This is a genomic window from Arthrobacter sp. GmRoot5-12 (assembly GCF_059739365.1).
The window spans coordinates 4,209,134-4,225,339 of the sequence record NZ_AP046056.1 but is presented as its reverse complement, the minus strand read 5'-3'; the positions used below and the strand labels follow the sequence as shown (position 1 = coordinate 4,225,339).

Below are 16,206 nucleotides of genomic sequence, written 5' to 3'. Positions count from 1 at the left end.
TTCGCCGCGGGTCGGTGCGTTTCAGGCGGCTTGAATGAGCCGATTTGCTGATGGTTTGGTGAGGTAACGATCCAGATGAGAGGCCATTTCCATGACAGTCACTTCAGATCTTGCTCCGCGCCGGCTCCGGGACATTTTCGGCACGTTTGCCAGCGGCCTGACCATCATTACGGGTTCCACCCCCGATGGGCCCACCGGGTTCACCTGCCAGTCCTTCGCATCCCTTTCGTTGGAGCCGGCGCTGGTCACCTTCAGCCCGGCGCGGACATCGACCACCTGGCCTGCACTGAGAAGGGCCGGGTCCTTCACCATCAACATCCTTCCGGCCGAACACCAGCACCTCGCGGGCCAGTTCGCGCGATCAGGGACGGACAAGTTCGCCGGCGTCAGCCACGCATCCTCGCCCCTGGGGAACCCGGTGCTGGATGACGCGCTCGCCTGGCTGGACTGCGAACTCCATGCAGAATACGACGGCGGCGACCACACCATTGCGGTGGCTGCCGTGCGGCACCTCAGTGCCCGGAACGACGCCGAACCCCTGCTGTTCTTCAAGGGCCGGTATGCAGGACTCGCCCCCGCGGAGCGCCTGCTCGAAGCGGCCGGCTGACTGGCGCGCCCAATCCACCGGGCATTGCCGATGCCCCGGGACCCCGCCTCCGTGCCCTTGCTTTAGCTCCATCCAGTAGTAAGCTTGCTGAGCATTACTAGTAAGCTTGCTGATTAAATGGGATGGGAGCAGGAGCTATGGGCGCAATTTTCGGTACGGCCCTGTCACTGGTGCTGACCGTTGGCGGTGCGGCGGTGGCGGCAGAACGCGGCCCGGGAGCCGCGCAGCACTATCTGGCCGGGCACGTGCTCCTCGGAGTGGGGATCGGCCTGTTGTTCGCCACCGGACTGCGCATCGGCATCCGGCATCTCCTGGCCCGGCCAGGATCCCAGCGGCGGAGCGCTCCCGTGGCACCCCCGGCAGCGGAGCTCGCCTCCGTGACTGTACTCCCCGTCCGGACCGCCTCCGCAGTCCCGCTGCGGGGCAGGCATGCCGCTTGAGGCGCAGGCACCGGCGGACCCGGTGCTGACTCCTGAGCAACGCGCCCCGCATCCCGCACCCCGGCGTCGCCGCGGAGTCCGTGCCCTGATGCTCCTGTGCTGCGCCGTCGTTGCGGCGGCGCTGGTTGCCGGCGCCTCCGGCATCCGTTCCGGGGATGCAGACGAAAACGTCCTGCGCGGTTTCCAGATCCGGGTGCTGAGTATCAGCCAGGCCGCCGCCGAGAACAGGATGGATGGGGCGCTGGCTGCCCTGCAGGCCCTCGAGAAGGACCTGGGCGATGCGGCAGCAAATGGCCGGCTTTCGGCATCGCGGTACCGGAGCATCGAGAATGCACTGTCGGTGGTCCGGACAGATCTCGCCACGCAGGTGGCAGCAGCGTCCGCGGCAGCATCCCCTGACACAGCGCCGGGCGCCGTTTCGCCAGACCCTGCCCTTGCCGGCACCGGGCAGAACCAAGCCGCTCCCGTGGAACCCGCCGTTCCGGCCGTCGCTCCGGCGCCGGTCCCGGCAGACTCCGCTCCGCAGGCCCCCGGGCCGGAGCATCAGGACACCGCGAAGGAAGCCAAAGGCAAGGGCAAAGGCCAGGGCAAGCCCTGACCGCAGCGGCAAACAGCTCCCCGGCCAAGGGAGAATGGATGGATGAATCCTCCTGAGGGCCGCCCCGCCGCCGACGCCTTCGACCTCCGCGCGATCGGTGCCGGACTCGCCTTCGAAGGATCCCTTTCCGCTTTGCGGGAGGCACTGGGAAGTGATGGTATCCCGGGTGCCGCCGTTGTGCAGGCACCGCCGGGAACGGGAAAAACCACCCTCGTACCGCCCCTGCTGGCGAACCTTCACGGCCGGCGGGGCCGCGTTGTCGTCACCCAGCCGCGGCGGGTTGCCGCCCGTGCCGCCGCCCGGCGCCTTTCTGCGCTCGATCGCAGCCGGATGGCCGGCCGCGTGGGCTACACCGTCCGCGGGGAACGCCAGGCGGGCCCGGACACCCTGATTGAGTTCGTCACCCCGGGCATCCTGTTGCGACGCCTGCTGGCAGATCCCGGGCTGGAGGGCACTGCCGCCGTCGTCCTGGATGAAGTGCACGAGCGGGGACTGGAAACAGACCTCCTGGTCGGCATGCTCGCTGAGGTCCGTGCGCTGCGCGGCGACCTCGCCGTCGTCGCCATGTCCGCAACCCTGGACGCGCCCCGGTTCGCAGCCCTGCTGGGGGATGACGAGGGCGCCGGGCCCGCACCCGTCGTCGACTGCCCCTCCGTCAACCATCCACTGGACGTGCAGTGGCTCCCGGCGCCCGCCGCCCGGCTGGACGCGAGGGGAGTGGCGCGCACCTTCCTGGATTATGTGGCCACGGCAGCCGCGGACGCCCATGAACGTGCCGTTGCGGCCGACGGGTCCGTGGACGCGCTCGTATTCCTGCCAGGGGCCAGGGAGGTCTCGCACGTTGCAGCGGTCCTGCGCAGCCGGCTGGGCAGCAGTGTTGACGTGCTGGAACTTCACGGCCAGGTGGGGACAGCCGAGCAGGACAGGGCAGTGGCGGGGCGTGGTCCCGGGGACCTCCCGCGGATCATCGTCTCGACCGATCTTGCCGAGTCCTCCCTGACAGTGCCCGGCGTCCGGCTGGTCATAGACTCCGGACTGGCCCGGGAACCGCGGCGGGACGCAGGCCGCGGCATGAGCGGGCTGGTTACCGTGTCCTGTTCCAGGGCGTCAGCCGACCAGCGGGCCGGGCGTGCCGCACGGCAAGGCCCGGGGACGGTGGTCCGCTGCTACTCGCAGCACGCATATGGTGCCGCTCCCGCCCACGTGACGCCGGAAATCAAGGTGGCGGACCTGACCGGCGCCGCCCTGACCCTTGCCTGCTGGGGCGCGCCCCGGGGGAAGGGGATTGCCTTGCCGGACGCACCGCCCGGCCAGGCAATGGATGACGCCGTTGAGGTGCTCCGGGAGTTGGGCGCAGTGTCCGGTGACGGCCACGTGACTGCAACGGGCCGCGCCCTTGCCGGCATCCCCGCCGATCCACGGCTTGCCCGGGCATTGCTCGACGGCGGCACCTCCACCGGACACCGGTTCGCCGCCGGGGTGGTAGCCGCGCTCTCCGGGGACCACCGCGCACCCGGAGCGGACCTGACCCGCCTGCTGGCCCAGCTCAAAGCCGACACAGGCCCGGCCGGAAGGCGCTGGGCGGACGAGTCCAGGCGGCTGGGCGCCCTGGCGGGTCGGCAACAGGACGGCGCCACGGCCCCTCCCGCCATCCCTGCCGCTGGAAACGAAGCTGCGGGCGCCGTCGTCGCGCTCGCCTTTCCCGACCGCGTGGCCCGCCGCGTGCCCGGCAGCGACGGCGCCGGACAGTACCTGCTGACGTCCGGGACCAGGGCAGGGCTGCCGGCAGGCAGCACGCTGTCAGGCCACGAGTGGCTGGCCGTGGCCGACGTGTCCCGCGCCGAGGGAAGGGACGCGGCCGGTACGGGCGCCGTGATCCGCGCCGCAGCCCCCATCACCCTTGGCATTGCCGAAGCGGCGGCGTCCCACCTGCTGTCCGACAGTGTGGACGCGGAATTCAGCGGCGGCCGGCTGAGCGCGCGCAGGACCAGGCGGCTGGGAGCGGTCGTACTCTCCGCAACCCCCGTGCGCCCCACCGCCGAACAGGGCAGGAGGGCCGTGCAAGCCGCGCTGCGGTCAAGCGGCCTTGCCGCCCTGTCGTGGTCGACGGCGGCGGCCTCCTTGCGGCGCCGCCTCGCCTTCCTGCACCGCGAGGTGGGGGCGCCGTGGCCTGATGTGTCGGACGGGGCGTTGCTTGGGCGGCTGGAAGAGTGGCTGGGGCCCGAGCTGGAAGACCTGGCGGCCGGGAAACCGGTCACCTCAATCGACCTGGCCCACCCCCTGCGCCGGCTGCTGCCCTGGCCCGAAGCGGCCCGGCTGGACGAGCTTGCGCCGGAAAACCTGGAGGTCCCCAGCGGCTCCCGCGTCAGGATCGACTACCCGGAACCAGGTGGGGACTCCGCCGCGCCCGTGGTGGCGGTGAAACTGCAGGAGTGTTTCGGGCTGGTTGAATCCCCGCGCCTGGCGGGCGGCCGTGTCCCGGTCCTGTTCCACCTGCTGTCCCCGGCCCGCAGGCCGCTGGCGGTCACCGGCGACCTCACATCGTTCTGGTCCGGCCCGTATACCCAGGTGCGCGCCGAAATGCGGGGCCGCTACCCCAGGCATCCCTGGCCGGAGGACCCCTGGTCGGCTCCCGCCACGGCACGGACCAACAAGCGGAACTGAAACCACGTCCGATTCTTTCCGGCCGGAGAAGGCTGCGTGAGAACTCCGATACACAGCCGAAACGTCGCGTCGACGTGCTGAAACATGCCTTCCCTACGCTCTTAAGTACGCGGACAACGTGGTCCGCATTCCCCTACGGAAGGACACACCATGTTTCTCTTGAACAGCCTCAACCTCCTGCTGGACGGCCGACGCAGTGAGGCCAGCGGGTCCCGCAACACCGACACCGGCACGTTCCCGGAAGGCCGGCTCACCTCCGCCGCCTGGGAAGGCTGGTGGCACGAGGACGCTGCCTAGCAGCGTCAGCCGTGCCCGGCGATGAACTCCGCCACCGGAAGCGCCAGCGACGCACCCACCTCATCGGCGGGGCGCTTGTTTCCCGCCACGGCAAAGGAGTGGTCACCGCCCTCCACCCACTGCAGGACCGCGTTGGATCCGATCCGGGCCACGACGCCCGCCAGGATGTCGGGCGTGGCAAACGTGTCGCGCGTTCCCTGCAGGAACAGCATCGGCGCCGTGATCCCGTACAGGTGCTCATCCCGGAGTTTCTCCGGCTTGCCGGGGGCATGCAGCGGGTAGCCGAGGTACACCAGGCCTGTGGCCTCCATGCCGTCGGCAACGGCCATGGACGCCATCCTGCCGCCGAACGACTTGCCCGCCGCCCAGACGGGGCCGCTGCCGCCGTTGGCCTCCGCCTGGGCGCGGGCTGTGTCCATGGCGGCCCGCCAGGCGGCGATGGCAGCCGGAGGGCGGTCTGGGAACTTCCGCCCTGCCTCCAGGTACGGGAAATTGAAGCGCAGGGTGGCCAGGCCCAGCCCGTTCAGGGCGTCGCTGAAGCCGCGGAGGAACGGATGGTCCTTGCCGGCACCGGCACCATGCGCCACCACCACAGTGGCGGTGGGCTTCCCGGGACGGGCGTAGACGGCGGAAAACGAGGCGTCACCGACGGCGACCATGAGCTGCTGATCGGATGAGGGCATGGCTCCATCATGCCGGAGGCCGGCGGATATGCCGGTGTCTGCCGGCGGCCGGGTGTACGTTGTCCCCATGGCGAGCGAACAGACCACCATCACTGTCCCGGGTCCCAACGGCGGGCGCGAAATGCGCATCTCCAGCCCCAGCCGCGTCCTCTGGCCGGACCTGGGCCTGACCAAGCTGGACCTCGCCAGGTACATCTGCGACGTGGGGGAGGCATTCATCGCCGCCAACGGGGACCGGCCCGTGTCCCTCCAGCGGTACTCGGACAACATCGAAGGCGAGATGTTCTTCTCAAAGAACCCGCCAAAAGGCACGCCGGACTTCATCAGGTCCGTCAAGGTGGTGTATCCGAGCGCCAGGTCTCACCCCCAGCTGGTCCTTGACGAACCGGCAGCTGCCGTCTGGGCCGTACAGATGAACACCGTGGTCTTCCACCCCTGGCCCTCCCGGGCGGAGAACACGGACAACCCGGACCAGCTGCGGATCGACCTTGACCCGCAGCCGGGCACGGACTTCGACGACGCCGTTCCCGCCGCCTTGGTGCTGAAGGACGTCCTCGCCGAGGCAGGCCTCACCTGCTTCATCAAAACGTCCGGCAACCGCGGCCTGCACGTTTACGCACCCGTCGAACCAACACGCGAATTCCTGGACGTCCGGCACGCGGTCATCGCCGCTGCCCGGGAAGTGGAGCGCCGGATCCCGGACAAAGTAACCACGGCGTGGTGGAAGGAAGAACGCGGCCAACGGGTGTTCCTGGACTTCAACCAGGCCAACCGCGACCGCACCATCGCCGGCGCCTACAGCCCGCGGGCCCTGCCGCACGCCCCCGTGTCCTGCCCCATCACCTGGGAGGAACTGGAACACGCGGATCCAAAGAACTTCACCATCCTCACGGTTCCGGAACGGTTGAAGACGGTGGGAGACCCCTGGGATGGCTTCAACGCCAAGCCCGGGACCATCGACACGCTGCTGGAATGGTGGGACCGCGACTGCAAAGCCGGCCTGGGGGAGATGCCCTTCCCGCCGGACTACCCCAAGATGCCGGGCGAACCGCCCCGGGTCCAGCCCAGCCGGGCGAAAAAGCAGACTGACGCCAACAACGACTGACCCGCGCCCTCCAAAACGGGGCACTTTGGCACGGACACGCCGGCCGCCGTCGGAAATTACGACGGCGGCGCCGCCAAAGTGCCCCGGGACCGCAGGTGCGGCCCGGGTTACTTCGAAGCAGGTTTATTCGAAGCGGGACGGGTCGCCCATGCCACGCCGGACCACCTCGGCCACCCCGCTGGAGAAATCAATAACGGTGGTGGGCTCTGCCCCGCAGTCCCCGGCGTCGATCACGGCATCCACCTGGTGGTCCAGCCGCTCCTTGATTTCCCAGCCCACGGTCAGCGGCTCTTCCTCGTCCGGCAGCAGCAGCGTGCTGGACAGCAGCGGCTCGCCCAGTTCGGCGAGCAGCGCCTGGACCACGCGGTTGTCCGGAATCCGCACGCCCACCGTCTTCTTCTTGGGGTGGAGCAGGCGCTTGGGAACCTCCTTGGTGGCGGGCAGGATGAAGGTGTAGCTGCCCGGGGTAACGGACTTGATGCTGCGGAACACGTCGTTGCCGATGTTCACAAACTGGCCCAGCTGCGCGAAATCGCGGCAGACCAGCGTGAAGTGGTGCTTGTCGTCCAGGTGCCGGATGCTCCTGATCCGGTCCAGCGCCTCCCGGTTGCCCATCTGCGCCCCCAGCGCGTAGCAGGAATCCGTGGGGTAGGCGATCAGGCCGCCGTCGCGGATTATGTTCACTGCCTGCGCGATGGCGCGCGGCTGGGGGTCCTGGGGATGCACATCAAAGAATCGGGCCATGCCCCGAGCCTACGTTCCCGCGGCCCGCGCCGCACCCTTTCCTGCGGGATATGCCTCGACACGGAAACAGTTTCGTCCCCTGACATTCAAACCCCGGAACACGGGATGAACAGGGGAGACTTCCCCTACCGGGTGGCGGCCGGATAGGGCAGGATGTTGTCTGCCCGCGTTCCGGCCGAAGCAGTTCCGGCCCCTGTGAAGGAGAACCTGCCATGCCAACAATCCTCAATCCCTACATAAGTTTCCGGGACAATGCCCGTGAGGCACTGAACTTCTACCAGCAGGTGTTCGGCGGCGAGCTGACACTCAGCACTTTTGGTGACTTCCAGGCCAGCGAGGATCCTGCGGAAGCGGAAAAGATCATGCACGGCATGCTGACCACCACCCAGGGCCTGGTCCTCATGGGCGCTGATACCCCCAACAGCATGGAGTACCACCCGGGTTCCGCCATCTCCATCTCGCTCAGCGGCGATGATGAAGTGGAGCTTCGCGGCTACTACGAGCAGCTCAGCGGCGATGGCGGCGCGGTGACTGTCCCCATGGAAAAGTCGCCGTGGGGTGACATCTTCGGCATGTGCACCGACCGGTACGGAGTCGCCTGGCTGGTCAACGTCAACGCATCGCAGGCCACGCCGGCACCCTGAGGACCCTGAGGACGTGGAGGGGGAGTGCCGGCCGGCCAGCCTGCATGGATCTGCCCCTGCGCCTTGAGGCCGGGCCCCCGGGCTGGGAGGATTGATGCGTGAGGCCCCTCATGGAGTTCCTGTACGACAAGTGGTGGATGGTGTTTCCACTGATGGCGGTGGCCGGCCGCTGGGCAGGCGGCTGGCGGCGTGCCGGCGAGCGCCGGTACCGGCGCCGGGTCGAACTGTACAAACTCCAGAACCAGGACAAACTCCAGAACCAGGCACGCGAAGCTGACAGGGCGTCGGTGGCCGACGTGAAGTCGCTCATGGCCACCCACGATGCCACCAACCGGCGATGGCTTGACTATGAGCTCGACGTGGGCAAGCTCATTGACTTTCCCCTCATGACGGACGTCCGGGAACCCCTCACGGTCGCCTTCCTGCGCGCCAAACGCGAAGCCGACGGCCTGCGGCCACCCTCTGCCGAAGACCTGACATCAGTGGCCGGCCTTGACGCCTACCGGCAGGCCGTGAACAACTTCGTGGTGGCCCTGGATGTGGCCGAGCGCGAAGCCATACGGATCAGGGACAGCAAGTTCAGCGGCCCCGAACGCGAACGGCTTGCCGTGGCACGGAAACTGCTCATGATTGCCGAGAACCATGCGGCTACCCCGGCCGAACGGCAGTCTGCCTACAAGCGGGCCCGGCGTGAGCTGGACGGGCTCATCGTCCTGCCGGACGTCACAGTGGCGGCCCTTGAGGGCAGAATCGCGCCGCCGCTGGATGCAGGTCCCAGGCCGCCGCAGTTCCACCAGGGCTGAAGCCCCTGCAGGTGCAGCGTGCGGCGGACGCTTTATTTGGATGTCGACGGCGTGGTCTGCCCGTTCGGCCCGGAGGGAACCACCGGCTGGGGGTCCGCCTGGCAGCGCGCCGACGCTGGGCTGTTGCCCGTCACCTTCGCCGCAGAACTCGTATCGGGGCTCAACTCCCTGGCCATGACGCCCGGGCTGCGTTGTGTCTGGCTTACCAGCTGGGAGGAGCTGGCGCCCCAATACCTGTGTCCCGCCGTCGGACTTGCGGGCAGCGGCTGGCCATACCTTGCCGCGGACGGGGCAGCAGGCGGGGCCGTCTGGTGGAAGCTCCGGGCCATCCAGGGCGACGTCGAGAAGACCGGACCCGACTCGGTGGCGTGGGTGGATGACCAGCTGGCGTTCGAGGCTGAAGCACAATCATGGGCACGCTTCCTGGGCAGGCGCATCCTCACGGTGTCGCCCCATCCGCGGCAGGGAATCACGCCCGCGGAGCTGGACGTGCTCCGCTCTTTCCTGGCCGGGCCCGTGTTTTGACCTCCTGCCCGGTACGCGTACGATCGATAAGGTTTCCCGCCGGTTGTGCCATCGCCGCAAGTCATTCCAAAGCAAACAACTGGTGAACTATGCTGTCCAAGGCAGCCGGGTAAGAGAAACTGCTGAACGTCGACTCTGCAGATTGGGCAACAGGTGGATATCACCTTCATGGTGGCGCTGGTCATCGCACTGGCACTATTTTTCGACTTCACGAACGGCTTCCACGACACCGCGAACGCCATGGCAACGCCCATCGCAACCGGTGCCATCAAGCCCAGGACAGCCGTGGCCCTGGCAGCCGTCCTGAACCTGGTGGGCGCCTTCCTTTCCACCGAGGTGGCCAAGACAGTGTCCGGCGGCATCATCCGCGAAGGGTCCGGCGGCGTCCAGATCACGCCGGAGATCATCTTCGCCGGATTGATGGGGGCCGTCCTGTGGAACATGGTCACATGGCTGAAGGGTTTGCCCTCCAGCTCATCCCACGCACTGTTCGGCGGACTGATCGGCGCGGCCATCGTCGGCGCAGGGTTCAACTCCGTCAACCTTGAGACGCTCCTTCAGAAGGTCATTCTTCCGGCGGTCTTCGCACCGCTGATCGCAGGCCTTGCCGCCTACGTCTGCACGCGCCTTGCCTACGCCCTCACGTCACGCCACGATCCCGAGACGGGCACCAAGCTCACCCAGAAGCGCGGCGGCTTCCGCACGGGGCAGGTCTTCACGTCCAGCCTGGTGGCCCTGGCACACGGAACCAATGACGCCCAGAAGACCATGGGCATCATCACGCTGGTCCTGATCGCCGCCGGAAGCCAGGCGCCCGGGTCCGGTCCCCAGCTTTGGGTGATCGCCGCCTGCGCCCTCGCCATCGCCATCGGTACTTATGCCGGCGGCTGGCGGATCATCCGCACCATGGGTTCCGGCCTGACCGAAGTCAAGCCCGCCCAGGGCTTCGCGGCCGAGACCAGCACTGCGTCCGCCATCCTCGCCTCGTCCCACCTTGGCTTCGCCCTTTCCACCACGCAGGTAGCCTCGGGTTCCGTCATCGGCTCCGGAATGGGACGCCGCGGGACCACCGTCCGCTGGAACATGGTGGGCAAGATCGCGCTGGGATGGCTCTTCACCCTGCCTGCCGCCGGCATCGTCGGTGCCCTGACCGCCCTGCTGGTGAAGACCGGCGTCGTGGGCGTGCTCATTGCCGCGATTGCCGGCAGCGCCGCGGTGCTCTTCATGTTCTTCTACTCACGCAAGTCCTCCGTGAGCCACCAGAACGCCGTCGAGGTGGAGGAAGCCGGCCAGGCTGTCCGGTTCGCCAAGAAGAAGGCCATGGCCCGCGCCCGGGCCGAAGCCAAGGCTAAAGCCAAGGCCGACGCCAAAGCCAACAACCCCAAGGAGAATCGGCGATGAAGTGGTTGGAACTCCTGACCGTTGCCGGCGCCACGCTGGTTGCTGCCGCAACAGTGGTGACCCTTTACTCGCTCGGCGTCCGGCTGACGGCCATCGCCGCTGACGCCGAACAGACGTCCCCGGCCATGAAGCGCTCGTTCGCTTATGCTTGCTTCGGCCTGTGCGGCCTGGCTGTCCTGGTGGGGCTGTACCTGATCATTCCGTACTTCTCCAAGTAGCCATTCCCGGAAGCTGCAGCCCGGAGAGCCGCAGCCCGGGCATGGCCCGGGCCATTGGCTGGACTGGGCCGCTTGGCTAGGCTGGGGCCATGCCGCGCATCCAATATTTTGTGGCCGCGTCCCTTGATGGCTTCATCGCCACGTCAACCGACGATCTGGACTGGCTCCTGCAGTTCGACGGTTTCGAAGGCGGGGCCGACAGTTACGGCGAGTTCATGTCCGGAGTGGGCTGCATCGTCATGGGCGGGGAAACCTGCGCCTGGCTGATGGAGCACGAGCCCGGCAGGTGGCCGTACACGGACACACCCAGCTACGTCTTCACGCACCACGAATACCGTGCCCCGGAGGGCGCAGACATCACGTTCGTCCGCGGGGATGTCCTGGAGTTCATGGCCGACTTCGAGCGCGCGGCCGGGGACAGGAACATCTGGGTAGTGGGCGGCGGCAACCTGGCGGCCCAGTTCGCGGATGCCGGACTGCTGGACGACATCATCCTTTCCGTCATCCCGGTGGTCCTGGGCAGCGGGAAGCGGCTGCTTCCGGTAAAAGGACCGACGCCGCCGCTTGAGCTGGCTGCGTCCCGCACCATGGGCAGGGGGATCGTGGAACTGCGCTATCTGCTGCCCGGCCGAACGGGCCCGCGGTCCTGACGCACGTACCTCAGCCGGCGTCGTCCCGGAGCATGTTGGTGATCCGTGCCGTTGACAGGCGCCGTCCCTGGGCATCGGTCATGACGATTTCATGGGTGGCAAGCGTGCGCCCCAAATGGATCGCCGTGCAGGTGCCCGTCACCATGCCCTTCGCAATGGACCGGTGATGCGTGGCACTGACCTCGATGCCGACGGCATGCCGGCCGGGACCGGCGTGCATCCCCGCGGAGAACGAACCCAGGGTCTCGGCCAGCACCACGTGCGCGCCGCCATGGAGTATGCCTGCCACCTGGGTGTTGCCCTCCACCGGCATGGTGGCAACGGTCCGTTCCGGACTCATCTCCAGGAAATGGATTCCCATTTTGACCACCAGGGCGCCAACGCCAAACCGGCCCAGCCAGCCGTGCATGTGGTCGGGAATGCCGGCGGCCGCCAGCTCCTCGGCGAAAGCGCCCGGCGTGAAATTGTCTGTCATGGCAACTAGGCTGGCACCTGTGAGTGAAACAACCAAACCGGCCCCTTTCCCGTCTTCGGCCATCGCTGAGGAGGCTGCCGCGCAGCTTTCGTCCTCCACGCCCAGGCCTTCTGCAAAGGCCGCCACCCCCGCTGCCGGTGGGTCTGTTTCAGCCACGGAAGCGCCCGTGATTCCCATCACCGACCAGCCCCGGCTGCTGGTCCTTGACGGCCACTCCATGGCGTTCCGCGCCTTCTTCGCCCTGCCCGCGGACAAGTTCTCCACGTCCAACGGCCAGCACACCAACGCCATCCACGGCTTCACCTCCATGCTGATCAACCTCATCAAGGAGCAGCAGCCCACCCACATCGCGGTGGCATTCGATGTCTCGGACGAATCCACCCACCGGAAGACCGAGTACAGCGACTACAAGGGCGGCCGGAACGAAACCCCCCGCGAGATGAGCGGCCAGATCGACCTCATCGCGCAGGTCATGGAAGCGTGGGGCATCAAGACCATCAAAATGCCCGGCTACGAGGCCGACGACATCCTGGCCACGCTCGCCACCATGGGTGAAAAGGCCGGATTCGAAGTCCTGCTGGTCTCCGGTGACCGGGATGCCTTCCAGCTCATCACGGACAACGTCTTCGTGCTCTACCCGCGGAAGGGCGTCAGCGACATCCCGCGGATGGACGCTGCGGCCATTGAAGCGAAATACTTCGTCAGCCCGTCCCGCTACTCGGACCTTGCCGCCCTGGTGGGGGAGACGGCCGACAACCTGCCGGGCGTGCCCGGCGTCGGGCCCAAGACCGCGGCGAAATGGATCAACCTGTACGGCGGCCTGGAAGGCGTCCTGGAGCACCTTGACTCCATCGGGGGCAAGGTGGGCGACGCCCTGCGGGAGAACGTCGACGCCGTGAAGCGCAACCGCCGGCTGAACCAGCTCCACACCGATCTTGAGCTCCCCGTCACCCTGGACGACCTCTACCAGCCGCGCCCCGACCAGGCCGCGATTGAGGACCTCTTCGACCAGCTGGAGTTCAAGGCCATCCGCGGCCGGCTGTTTGCCCTCTACGGCGACGCTGACACTCCCGCCGCCGAACGCGACAGCATCGAAACACCGCACTACACCACGCCTGCCGGTGCCGCCGAACTGGCCGCCTTCCTGGCCGCAGGCGCCGGCCAGCGGACCGCCCTCGCTGTGGACCTCGTGCCCGGCCGCATTGGCGAGGACGCCGCCGCGCTGGCCATCGTGCGCGGCGACGCCGCCGTCTACGTCGACCTCGCCGGCCAGGACGCCGAAACCGAAAATGTACTGGCCGGATGGCTGCGCGACCCCGAAGCACCCAAGGTGATGCACGGCTTCAAGGCCGCGCTCAAGGCACTCACTGCCCGCGGCCTGGAGCTGGAGGGCGTGGTGGACGACACCTCCATCTCGGGCTACCTCATCCAGCCGGACCGCCGCACCTATGAACTCGCCGAACTCGCCCAGCACCACCTCAACGTGGGAATCCCCGCCGCCACGGCCAAGGCCGGGCAGCTGGAACTGTCGTTCGACGGCGACGACACCGCAGCCGCCGACGCCCTGGTCCAGGCCGGCGCCGTCGTGCTGGCCCTGAGCCGCTACTTCGAGGACGAGCTCAAGGAGCGCAAGGCGGAGGAACTGCTGTCCACCCTGGAACTGCCGGTCAGCCGGGTCCTCGCCGACATGGAACTCGCCGGCATCGCCATCGACATGGACAAGATGGATGAACAGCTTGCCGACCTCGCGCGGGTGATCGACCAGGCGCAGGAACAGGCCTTCGCTGCCATCGGCCACGAGGTCAACCTGGGCTCGCCCAAGCAGCTGCAGACCGTCCTGTTCGACGAACTGCAGCTCCCCAAGACCAAGAAGATCAAGTCCGGTTACACCACGGACGCCGCTTCCCTGAAGAACCTCCTGGAAAAGACAGGGCACGAGTTCCTGGTGCAGCTCATGGCGCACCGCGAGGCGGCCAAGCTGCGCCAGATGCTCGAATCGTTGAAGAAGTCCGTGGCGGAGGACGGCCGGATCCACACCACCTACGCCCAGAACGTGGCCGCCACCGGCCGGATCTCGTCCAACAACCCCAACCTGCAGAACATCCCCATCCGCAGCGAGGAAGGCCGGCGCGTCCGTGGCATCTTCGTGGTCAGCGATGGCTACGAATGCCTGTTGTCCGCCGACTACTCCCAGATCGAGATGCGCATCATGGCGCATCTTTCGGGGGATGCGGGCCTGATCCAGGCGTACAGGGACGGCGAGGACCTGCACCGCTTCGTCGGCTCCAACATCTTCCACGTCCCCACGGACCAGGTCACCAGCGCCATGCGCTCCAAGGTGAAGGCCATGTCCTACGGGCTTGCCTATGGTTTGACGTCCTTCGGCCTGTCCAAGCAGCTGGAGATTTCCGTTGATGAGGCACGGACCCTGATGAAGGATTACTTCGACCGCTTCGGCGCCGTCCGCGACTACCTCCGGGGAGTGGTGGACCAGGCCCGGGTTGACGGCTACACCGCCACCATTGAGGGGCGCCGGCGGTACCTGCCGGACCTGACCAGCACCGATCGCCAGCTGCGCGAGAACGCCGAGCGCATCGCGCTCAACAGCCCCATCCAGGGTTCGGCGGCGGACATCATCAAGCGCGCCATGCTGGGTGTCCATGCCGAACTGCAGGCGCAGGGCCTGAAATCGCGGATGCTGCTCCAGGTCCATGACGAACTGGTCCTGGAAGTCGCTGCCGGGGAGCGAACCGCCGTGGAGAAACTGGTGACCGAGCAGATGGCGGCAGCCGCGGACCTGAGCGTGCCCCTGGAAGTCCAGATCGGCGTCGGACCCAGCTGGTACGACGCCGGGCACTAACGTGTGTTGATGCTGGCCAGGCGCCGGAGGTCTTGGCTAGGCTCAGGTGCGTGGCTGATCTGAGTGGAAACTACGAAATCCGGCGCTTTGGTGCTGTATCCAGGGGCAAAGACGGTTACGCCCAGGCGGAAACCTGGAGCCGCGCCGTATCCTTCGGCTTCCACGAATCCACCCGCACCCCGGAACACGTCGCGAAGACGCTCGAAACGTATGAGGCAGACCGGCGCGTCCTCACCGGCGCCTACCAAACGGGCCCGGTAGCGCCCTCGTCGCTGCCCGCGGACGTGCCGGTGGCCACCTTCGGCACCATGCGCAATACCCTCAACGTAGGCTTCGGGCGCCTGGTGGAAGCCCACCTGGTCACCGCCGTTACCGTCCGCACCTCGCACCGGCGGCGGGGGCTGTTGCGGCGGATGATGAGCGAGGACCTGCAGCTCGCGAAGGACGACGGGGTGGCGGTCGCGGCGCTGACCGCATCAGAGGGAACCATCTATGGCCGGTTCGGCTACGGCGTGGCCAGCTTTGAACGCACTGCCAAGGTGGACACCACTGCGCGGTTCAGCCTGCGGCACCAGGCCACCGGCACCGTGGAGGTCGCCGACCCCAAGGCCCTGCTGCAGCTGGCTCCTGAAGTCTTCGACCAGGTGCACCGGCTGACTCCGGGGTCCGTAGGCCGGCAGGACTGGTATCGGCTGCTTGCGTCGGGCGAGCTCGGCCGCGACGGCAAGGAGGACCCCGCCATCAAGGTGGCGCTCCACTACGGCCCGGGCGGCGACATTGACGGCTACGTTTCCTACAAGTTCCTCGGCTGGGACACCGAGCCCTACACCGTGGAAGTAGTGGACCTGCTGGCCGGCAGCAACGATGCCTACCTGGAACTCTGGCAGTTCCTTGGTGCCATCGATTTGGTGGACCGCGTGTCCTGGATGGAAGCCCCGTTGGACGACCCCCTGGCCTGGGCCCTGGACGATCCCCGCTGCATCGACTCCTCGGACAGCCGGGACATGCTCTGGCTGCGCATCCTCGATGTCCCCAAGGCACTCTCCGGGCGGCAGTACCCAACAGCAGGCCGCCTGGCGCTGAAAGTCCTGGACCCGCTCGGCCTCACGGCTGGAACCTACGCCCTTTCGTCCGACGGCGGCCAGGCCGCCGTCGAGCGCCTGCCGGAATCCGCGGAGGCGGACCTGACCCTCGATGTGTCCGCCCTGTCGTCCATCTACGTCGGCGGGGTCAGTCCGGTTACGCTGGCGGCAGCCGGCAAAATCCGGGAGCACACGGCAGGTTCGGCGTTGACGGCCATGCAGATGTTCGCCGTCGAACGGGCGACGCACTGCCTCACCCACTTCTGAGGTCGGTTGACTGCATGGGGTCCGGTCCTGGGTGAACGCGCCACCGGCGTACTGCGCCTGCCCGCTTTGACCCGAATTGCGGGCAGCGACTAGAATAAACGGGCGTGTACCACGTGTACGCACTTGCGTCCCCTCGCGGGGCG

The 16,206-nt window shown here is 67.5% G+C and carries 17 protein-coding genes; 14 read left to right on the top strand and 3 right to left on the bottom strand.

The features are described 5' to 3' along the window. Positions 1-91: 91 nt before the first annotated feature. From AC6JAM_RS19610 to AC6JAM_RS19590, 5 genes are all read left to right on the top strand, one after another. The gene (locus AC6JAM_RS19610; RefSeq protein WP_018770991.1) at positions 92-607 is read left to right on the top strand and encodes a flavin reductase family protein; all 516 of its coding nucleotides are present in this window, start codon (positions 92-94) and stop codon (positions 605-607) included. Between the two features lie 137 nt (positions 608-744). After that, a complete protein-coding gene (locus AC6JAM_RS19605) occupies positions 745-1,047 on the top strand; it encodes a hypothetical protein (protein ID WP_056390189.1) in 303 nt (100 codons plus the stop codon). Continuing rightward, positions 1,037-1,645 (top strand): hypothetical protein, encoded by a 609-nt coding sequence (locus AC6JAM_RS19600; protein WP_497935597.1) that lies wholly within the window; start codon positions 1,037-1,039, stop codon positions 1,643-1,645. Before AC6JAM_RS19605 ends, AC6JAM_RS19600 begins: the two co-directional genes overlap by 11 nt. A gap of 42 nt (positions 1,646-1,687) precedes the next feature. Further along, positions 1,688-4,309, top strand: a complete 2,622-nt coding sequence (hrpB, locus tag AC6JAM_RS19595; protein ID WP_497935595.1) for an ATP-dependent helicase HrpB — start codon at positions 1,688-1,690, stop codon at positions 4,307-4,309. Positions 4,310-4,459: 150 nt separating this feature from the next. Next, positions 4,460-4,606, top strand: coding sequence for a hypothetical protein (locus AC6JAM_RS19590; protein WP_186447710.1), 147 nt, complete (start codon positions 4,460-4,462; stop codon positions 4,604-4,606). Between the two features lie 5 nt (positions 4,607-4,611). On the opposite strand, the gene AC6JAM_RS19585 is transcribed toward AC6JAM_RS19590, so the two are convergent. Beyond that, entirely contained in the window at positions 4,612-5,289 is a 678-nt protein-coding gene (locus AC6JAM_RS19585) for an alpha/beta hydrolase family protein (protein WP_056390198.1), read from the bottom strand. A 67-nt stretch (positions 5,290-5,356) separates the two neighbouring features. Between AC6JAM_RS19585 and ligD the strand changes: the two genes are divergently transcribed. Then, positions 5,357-6,394, top strand: a complete 1,038-nt coding sequence (ligD, locus tag AC6JAM_RS19580; protein ID WP_497935593.1) for a non-homologous end-joining DNA ligase — start codon at positions 5,357-5,359, stop codon at positions 6,392-6,394. Between the two features lie 123 nt (positions 6,395-6,517). Here ligD and AC6JAM_RS19575 read toward each other — a convergent pair whose 3' ends face one another. Further along, positions 6,518-7,138 carry an L-threonylcarbamoyladenylate synthase gene (locus AC6JAM_RS19575; RefSeq protein ID WP_134165378.1) on the bottom strand — a complete coding sequence of 207 codons (621 nt, stop codon included), beginning with the start codon at positions 7,136-7,138 and terminating at the stop codon, positions 6,518-6,520. A 212-nt stretch (positions 7,139-7,350) separates the two neighbouring features. Here AC6JAM_RS19575 and AC6JAM_RS19570 point away from each other — a divergent pair, with 212 nt between their 5' ends. The 6 genes from AC6JAM_RS19570 to AC6JAM_RS19545 all read left to right on the top strand — a co-directional run bounded on the left by AC6JAM_RS19570 (position 7,351) and on the right by AC6JAM_RS19545 (position 11,379). Continuing rightward, a complete protein-coding gene (locus tag AC6JAM_RS19570) occupies positions 7,351-7,782 on the top strand; it encodes a VOC family protein (RefSeq protein WP_134165377.1) in 432 nt (143 codons plus the stop codon). Between the two features lie 98 nt (positions 7,783-7,880). Beyond that, positions 7,881-8,585, top strand: coding sequence for a hypothetical protein (locus AC6JAM_RS19565; RefSeq protein ID WP_268003109.1), 705 nt, complete (start codon positions 7,881-7,883; stop codon positions 8,583-8,585). 18 nt (positions 8,586-8,603) lie between these two features. Continuing rightward, complete coding sequence (locus AC6JAM_RS19560) at positions 8,604-9,110, top strand: HAD domain-containing protein (protein WP_056390203.1); 507 nt, start codon at positions 8,604-8,606, stop codon at positions 9,108-9,110. Between the two features lie 153 nt (positions 9,111-9,263). Beyond that, complete coding sequence (locus AC6JAM_RS19555) at positions 9,264-10,511, top strand: inorganic phosphate transporter (protein ID WP_018770980.1); 1,248 nt, start codon at positions 9,264-9,266, stop codon at positions 10,509-10,511. Beyond that, positions 10,508-10,729: a hypothetical protein gene (locus tag AC6JAM_RS19550; protein WP_018770979.1), complete on the top strand. Its 222-nt coding sequence runs from the start codon at positions 10,508-10,510 to the stop codon at positions 10,727-10,729. Before AC6JAM_RS19555 ends, AC6JAM_RS19550 begins: the two co-directional genes overlap by 4 nt. A gap of 89 nt (positions 10,730-10,818) precedes the next feature. Beyond that, complete coding sequence (locus AC6JAM_RS19545) at positions 10,819-11,379, top strand: dihydrofolate reductase family protein (protein ID WP_268003110.1); 561 nt, start codon at positions 10,819-10,821, stop codon at positions 11,377-11,379. 10 nt (positions 11,380-11,389) lie between these two features. On the opposite strand, the gene AC6JAM_RS19540 is transcribed toward AC6JAM_RS19545, so the two are convergent. Continuing rightward, on the bottom strand, positions 11,390-11,854 hold the full coding sequence (locus tag AC6JAM_RS19540) for a hotdog fold thioesterase (protein WP_026266023.1): 465 nt from the start codon (positions 11,852-11,854) through the stop codon (positions 11,390-11,392). A gap of 217 nt (positions 11,855-12,071) precedes the next feature. Between AC6JAM_RS19540 and polA the strand changes: the two genes are divergently transcribed. Further along, positions 12,072-14,714: a DNA polymerase I gene (gene polA / locus AC6JAM_RS19535; protein WP_043425302.1), complete on the top strand. Its 2,643-nt coding sequence runs from the start codon at positions 12,072-12,074 to the stop codon at positions 14,712-14,714. A 50-nt stretch (positions 14,715-14,764) separates the two neighbouring features. Beyond that, positions 14,765-16,063: a GNAT family N-acetyltransferase gene (locus tag AC6JAM_RS19530; protein ID WP_018770975.1), complete on the top strand. Its 1,299-nt coding sequence runs from the start codon at positions 14,765-14,767 to the stop codon at positions 16,061-16,063. Positions 16,064-16,206: the final 143 nt, after the last annotated feature.